Annotated in this window: 5 protein-coding genes; 1 reads left to right on the plus strand and 4 read right to left on the minus strand. The window is 70.2% G+C overall.

The features are described from left to right. Both FHG89_RS24335 and FHG89_RS24340 read right to left on the minus strand, forming a co-directional pair. A partial coding sequence (locus tag FHG89_RS24335; protein WP_139586740.1) for a GntR family transcriptional regulator occupies nt 1–773 on the minus strand: 773 nt, incomplete at its 3' end. 122 nt (nt 774–895) lie between these two features. Beyond that, entirely contained in the window at nt 896–1765 is an 870-nt protein-coding gene (locus FHG89_RS24340; RefSeq protein WP_139586737.1) for a PAC2 family protein, read from the minus strand. A 276-nt stretch (nt 1766–2041) separates the two neighbouring features. On the opposite strand from FHG89_RS24340, the gene metH reads away from it, so the two are divergent. Continuing rightward, on the plus strand, nt 2042–5542 hold the full coding sequence (metH, locus tag FHG89_RS24345; RefSeq protein WP_425280212.1) for a methionine synthase: 3501 nt from the start codon (nt 2042–2044) through the stop codon (nt 5540–5542). A 71-nt stretch (nt 5543–5613) separates the two neighbouring features. Here metH and FHG89_RS24350 read toward each other — a convergent pair whose 3' ends face one another. Both FHG89_RS24350 and FHG89_RS24355 read right to left on the minus strand, forming a co-directional pair. After that, complete coding sequence (locus tag FHG89_RS24350) at nt 5614–5958, minus strand: hypothetical protein (RefSeq protein ID WP_139586738.1); 345 nt, start codon at nt 5956–5958, stop codon at nt 5614–5616. Nucleotides 5959–6136: 178 nt separating this feature from the next. After that, nucleotides 6137–6466: a hypothetical protein gene (locus tag FHG89_RS24355; RefSeq protein ID WP_244295774.1), complete on the minus strand. Its 330-nt coding sequence runs from the start codon at nt 6464–6466 to the stop codon at nt 6137–6139. Nucleotides 6467–7002: the final 536 nt, after the last annotated feature.

Below are 7002 nucleotides of genomic sequence, written 5' to 3' on the forward strand. Positions count from 1 at the left end.
GGGTCGGGTTCCGGGTCGGGGGTTGGGCTGGGGATCCGGTATTCCTCAGTGAGGGTGGTCATCGGGCCGGGCCAGGTGGCCTGGGCCACCTCGATCGGCTTGTGGTTCGCGTCGAAGGCGACGTGCAGCAGGTGCAGCACCGGGGTGTCGGGCCGGATCTGGAGGGTTTCGGCCTCCTCCCGGCTGGGCTGGCGGGCGCTGATCGTGTCGGTGGCCGAGACGTACTGCCGGCCGGTGGCCTCCTCGGCCTCCTGGTAGAGGGGCCTGCCGAACGCCTCGGCGCGCTCCAGCGAGGTGCCGGCGGTGTCGCGGGGCAGGAACCAGGACGCGCCCACCTCGACGGGGGAGTCGTCGGTGCGGACGAGGTGCCGGCGGCAGAGCAGGTCGGTGCCGTCGGGCACCCCGAACGCGTCGGCGACTTCGGCGGGTGCGGGGGAGCGGCCGACCGAGACGAGTTGTTGGCGGTACCGGGCGGCCAGGTCGGTGTGGTAGCCGCGGAAGCCGCCGTACCGGCCTCGGGAGAGGCGGTTGAGTCGGCGCCGGGTGCCCCGGACGTACGTACCGGAGCCGGGTTTGGTGATCAGGATGCCCTCGACCCGCAGCTGGTCGACGGCGCGTTGCACGGTCTGCTTGGCGACGCCGAACATCTCGGCGATGGCCGGGATGGAGGGGAGCCGTTCGCCCGGCCCCCAGTCGCCGCGGCGGACCTGGGCCTTGAGCTGCGCGGCGATCTGCCGGTGGGGGAACTCGGCCGCGCCGGGGTTGATCTGCACACCCGCCTCCTTGATCACATCTAGGTTCCTAGGATGCCCTAGAGGGTGTGACGGCGCCACCCCCGACACGCGAAAAACGGGCCCCCGGACCAGAAGGTCCAGGGGCCCGCAGGCGAAGGGAGCTACCAGGAGCCGGCGGTGGGGCCTGCCGAGCCGCCCCGGCGGCGCAGGTACTTCTCGAACTCCTGGGCGATCTCGTCACCGGTCAACGGGGTGATGCCCTCGTCGCCGACGCGTTCCTCCAGCTCGCGCACGTACTCGCCCAGCTCGGCGTCCTGCTCGGCGGCGCTGCGCACCCGCTGCTCCCACTCGGCGGACTCCTCGGCCAGGTCGGCCATCGGCACCGGCAGGTCGACGACCTCCTCGACGCGGTGCAGCAGGGCGAGGGTCGCCTTGGGGCAGGGCGGGTTGTTGGCGTAGTGCGGCACGTGCACCCAGAACGACACGGCGTCCACCTCGGCGCGGGTGCACGCGTCGTGCAGCACCCCGACGATGCCGGTCGGCCCGTCGTAGCGGGTGGGGGTGAGCTGGTAGCGCTCGGCGGCCTGCGCGTCGGAGGCGCTGCCGCTGATCGGCAACGGCCGGGTGTACGGAACGTCGGCGAGCAACGCGCCGAGCAGCACCACCCGCTCGACCTCGAGGCTGTGGCAGATCTCCAGCACCTGCTCGCAGAACGTGCGCCAGCGCATGCTCGGCTCGATGCCCCGGATCAGCACCACGTCCCGTTCGGTGCCCTCCGGGCTGGCCACCATGAACCGGGTCGTCGGCCACTCCACCCGGCGGGTCTCCCCGTCGGCCATCGTGATGGTGGGTCGGCTGACCTGGAAGTCGTAGAACTCCTCCGGATCCAGTTCGGTGATCTGCCGGGCCTGCCACACCTGCTCCAGGTGCTCGACGGCCGCGGTGGACGCGTCAGCGGCGTCGTTCCACCCCTCGAACGCGGCGATGGCCACCGGGGACCGCAGCACCGGCAGTCCGTCGAACTCGGTCACGCCGTCACCTCACCCTGCTCGTCGCGGCCGTCCCCGGGACCACGCCCGGTCGTCGGGCCGTGGTGCACAGCGGCGTCCCTGTTGTCCTTCACGTCCGTCAGCCTACGTGCCGAGCGGGGGCCCGGCCCGTCGGCCGCGCCGGTCCGCCCCGCCGGCAACCGGCCATACCCTGGCGAACCGGACAGCGTGATCCCGCTGACACAATATGGGATCGGGTGCCGAGGGCCGCTGGGCCGACGGGTGCCGCACTAACCTGAACGGGTGCGGACTTCGTTGATGGATGTGCTGGCCGACCGGATCCTCATCGCCGACGGCGCGATGGGCACGATGTTGCAGGCCGCGGACCTCACGCTCGACGACTTCGACGGCCTCGAAGGGTGCAACGAGATCCTCAACGTCACCCGCCCGGACGTGGTGCGCGGTGTGCACGACGCCTACCTGGCCGCCGGCGCGGACTGCGTGGAGACCAACACGTTCGGCGCCAACCTCGCCAACCTCGCCGAGTACGACATCCCGCAGCGCATCCGGGAGCTGTCCGAGGCGGGCGCCCGGATCGCCCGGGAGGCAGCCGACGCGGCCAGCACTCCGCAGCGGCCCCGGTTCGTGCTCGGGTCGATCGGGCCGGGCACCAAGCTGCCCACCCTCGGGCACGCCGACTACGCGACCCTGCGTGACGCGTACCAGGAGAACGCCGCCGGCCTGATCGCCGGCGGCGCGGACGCGCTGATCATCGAGACCTGCCAGGACCTGCTCCAGGTCAAGGCGGCCGTGGTCGGGTCGAAGCGGGCGATGGCCGAGCTGGGCCAGTCGGTGCCGATCATCTGTCATGTGGCCGTGGAGACCACCGGCACGATGCTGGTCGGCAGCGAGATCGGCGCGGCCCTGGCGGCCATCGAGCCGCTCGGGGTGGACCTGATCGGGCTCAACTGCTCCACCGGCCCGGCGGAGATGAGCGAGCACCTGCGCTACCTGTCGCAGCACTCCCGCATCCCGCTGTCGGTGATGCCGAACGCCGGCCTGCCGGTGTTGACGGCCGACGGGGCGTACTTCCCGTTGACTCCCGTGGAGCTGGCCGAGGCTCTGGAGCGGTTCATTACCGAGTACGGCGTGGGGCTGGTCGGCGGCTGCTGCGGCACCACCCCGGAGCACATCCGGGTGCTGGCCGAGCGGCTGCACGGCCTCACCGCCCCGGCGCGCGAGCCGCGGCACGAGGCGGGCGTCTCGTCGGTCTACCACCCGGTGCCGTTCGCCCAGGACGCGTCGGTGCTGATGGTGGGGGAGCGGACCAACGCCAACGGCTCCAAGGCGTTCCGGGAGGCGATGCTCGCCGCCGACTGGCGGGCCTGCGTGGAGATCGCCCGCAGTCAGGCCCGCGACGGCTCGCACCTGCTCGACCTGTGCGTCGACTACGTCGGCCGGGACGGCACGCAGGACATGCGGGAGCTGGCCGGCCGGTTCGCCACCGCGTCCACGCTGCCGATCATGTTGGACTCCACCGAGCCGAACGTGGTGGAGGCCGGCCTGGAGATGCTCGGCGGCCGCTGCGTGGTCAACTCGGTGAACTTCGAGGACGGCGACGGCCCCGACTCCCGGTACGCCCGGGTGATGCCGATCGTGCGGGAGCACGGCGCGGCGGTGGTGGCGCTGCTCATCGACGAGGAGGGGCAGGCCCGCACCCAGGAGTGGAAGGTGCGGGTCGCGGCCCGGCTGATCGACGACCTGACCGGCAGGTGGGGGATGGACCGCGCCGACATCCTGATCGACGCGCTGACCTTCCCGATCGCCACCGGGCAGGAGGAGACCCGCCGCGACGGCATCGAGACGATCGAGGCGATCCGGGAGATCTCCCGACGCTACCCGGGTGTCAACTTCACGCTGGGCATCTCGAACATCTCCTTCGGGCTCAACCCGGCGGCCCGGCAGGTCCTCAACTCGGTGTTCCTGCACGAGTGCGTCCAGGCCGGTCTGACCTCGGCGATCGTGCACGCCAGCAAGATCCTGCCGATGTCGAAGATCCCGGACGAGCAGCGCGAGGTCGCCCTGGACCTGGTGTACGACAGGCGCCGCGAGGGGTACGACCCGGTGCAGCGTTTCCTGGAGCTGTTCGAGGGCGTCGACGTGACAAGTGCCCGGGCCAGCCGGGCGCAGGAGTTGGCGGCGCTGCCGCTGGACGAGCGGCTCAAGCGGCGGATCATCGACGGTGAGCGCAACGGCCTGGAGGCCGACCTGGACGAGGCGATGGCCGGCGGCCGATCCCCGTTGTCGATCATCAACGACATCCTGTTGGACGGCATGAAGGTCGTCGGCGAGCTGTTCGGCTCCGGGCAGATGCAGCTGCCGTTCGTGCTCCAGTCCGCCGAGGTGATGAAGACCGCGGTGGCCTACCTGGAACCACACATGGAGACCACCGAGGACGGCGGCAAGGGCCGCATCGTGCTCGCCACGGTGCGCGGCGACGTGCACGACATCGGCAAGAACCTGGTCGACATCATCCTGTCCAACAACGGCTACGAGGTCGTGAACATCGGCATCAAGCAGCCGATCAGCGCCATCCTCGACGCCGCCGAGCAGCACCGCGCCGACGCGATCGGCATGTCCGGGCTGCTGGTCAAGAGCACAGTCATCATGAAGGAGAACCTGGCCGAGATGGCCACGCGCGGCGTCGCCGAGCGGTGGCCCGTCCTGCTGGGCGGGGCGGCGCTGACCCGCGCGTACGTCGAGGACGACCTGCGGTCGATGTTCCCCGGGCAGGTGCACTACGCGCGGGACGCGTTCGAGGGGCTGTCCCTGATGGACAAGGTGATGACCGCCAAGCGTGGCGGTGCGCCGGTGATCGACCCGGAGCGCGAGGCGGCACTCGCGGCGCGCCGCGCCCGCCGGGAACGGCAGCGGTCCATGGTCACCGAGTCACTGCCGGAGCTGCACGATTCGTCGGTCCGCTCCGACGTGGCCGTGGACGTGGCGGTGCCCACCCCGCCGTTCTTCGGCACCCGGGTGGTCAAGGGCGTGCCGATGGCCGACTACGCGGCGCTGCTCGACGAGCGGGCCACGTTCCGCGGCCAGTGGGGGCTCAACGGCGCGCGGGGCGGCAACGGCCCGTCGTACGACGAACTGGTCGAGACCGAGGGTCGCCCGCGCCTGCGGTACTGGCTGGACCGGCTGATCGCCGACCAGGTCCTTGAGGCAGCCGTGGTGTACGGCTACTTCCCCGCGTACTCCGAAGGCAACGACCTGGTGGTGCTCGACGAGAACGGGCACGCGGAGCGCGCCCGGTTCTCGTTCCCCCGCCAGCGCCAGGAGCGGCGGCTCTGCCTGGCCGACTTCTTCAAGCCCAAGGGCGACCAGCTCGACGTGGTCGCGTTGCAACTGGTCACCGTCGGCCAGCCGGTCAGCGAGTACGCGGCGAAGCTGTTCGCCCGCAACGAGTACCGCGACTACCTGGAGGTGCACGGCCTGTCCGTGCAGCTCACCGAGGCGCTCGCCGAGTACTGGCACCGGCGCATCCGCGCCGAGCTGACCCTGCCCGACGGCCGTCCGCTGGGCCACGACGACCCGACGGACCTGGCCGGCCTGCTGCGCAACGACTACCGGGGCTGCCGGTACGCGTTCGGCTACCCGGCCTGCCCGGATCTGGAGGACCGGGCGAAGATCGTGGAGCTGCTCGGGTCGGAGCGGATCGGGGTGGAGCTGTCCGAGGAGTTCCAGCTGATGCCGGAGCAGGCCACCGACGCAATCGTCGTCCACCACCCGGAGGCGAGCTACTTCAACGCCAAGTGACGGGCGCAAGGCCAACGGCCCTCGGCGATCATGGCGCGGCATCCGTGCGCTCGTGGCCGATGAGCGGATTGTCAGAGAAGGTGAAAGACCTTGGCGGCGAGTTCGCGTACTCGCGCCCACTCAGGAGCCTCGAGGAGTGCCGCGACGGTCCAGAGCTCAGCGTGTTCCGCGCCGCTCATGGCGGTCAGGGCCTCGTCCAGGGCCGAGAAGGCCGGGACTGCGTCAGGCGGGAGCCAACCTGCCTCAACCCACTGCGGCAGTAGGAGATGTCCGTCCTCGAACTCCAGCGCCAATTCGTCGACCGGTACGCGGATTTCAAGCGACTCCAGCCACGCCACTTGCTGCGTCGGGCTGAGTGCCAAGACCGCCGTCGCTCGAACGAGGGCTGCCAGTTGCTTCGGGTGAGGGGCGTCCACATGGCGAGTATTCCGCGCAACGTCCGATCATGCCGCGAGTCGCGCGTGTGACGCGACTCCAGCGATCATGGCAACCGTCAACCAGGCCGCCGTGTCAGCTGGAGCGTGACGGGGCGTGGGGTCGCCGGCAGGGGTTCCCCAAGGGCTGGCCGCGTCGTGTCGAGGTTGCCCGGCCGACCTAGTCGTCCTCGACGATGGGCTCGGCCCAAGCCGCGTGGCCGAACTCCCAGGTCTGCGTGATGCCGTGTGATTCGCCCAGGGACAGGTTGACGGCCGCGCTGACCAGGTGTTGCCCTGCCGGCACGATGGTGACGTGCCGCCGGACGCGCCTCGCGTGGCGGATGCGGTACGTCAGACCTTCGATGTGCACGACGCCGCACTGGTCACCTGGCTGGTCCACCGAGGTCGACTCCACCGTGACGGACCAGCCTTCCTTGGTGGCTTTGTAGAGCCACACCTCGAAGGCGCGCTGCTTGCCGTCGCGCTCTGACACCCCGGCGATGATCATGACCGGGTCGGTTCGGTTGTCCATGTGTGTCCTCTGCCGACGGTTGAAGTGCACCTTAAACGGTCGTGGTGGTTCGCTTGCGGACTTTGGACCGGGCAACCGTCTTCATAGTGGTGCGGGGGACCGCGGTGAGGACCTGGTCGCCCTCATCACCACTCGGCGGAGCGCCATGCATCATGTCCAAGCCAACCCGTCACGATCAAGCGGAGTACGAGAGCCGGCTTCCAGCGATGTCGGGTCTCAGGACCTGTGTGACGGATCAGTCTCGGAACGCGCGCCCACCTCCGGCTAGACGATCTTTCCTACTGGGTTACGGGATGACGTCTGGACCTGCCTGACTTGTGACGAGCCCGGCGACGGTCACCGCAACCGGCACCAATCAAGCTGCGCCTCGCCGGAAGGCCAAGGGTGTCGGCTCCGCCTGAAAACTGACCACGTGGTTCCGGCTGAATCGGGACCACCTCCTGAAGCATCGGGAGGTGCTGAGCGTGGAGGACTGGGCGGAGATCCGGCGGCTGCGGCGGTCGGAGGGCATG

This window comes from Micromonospora orduensis (assembly GCF_006228125.1).
Classification (GTDB): domain Bacteria; phylum Actinomycetota; class Actinomycetes; order Mycobacteriales; family Micromonosporaceae; genus Micromonospora; species Micromonospora orduensis.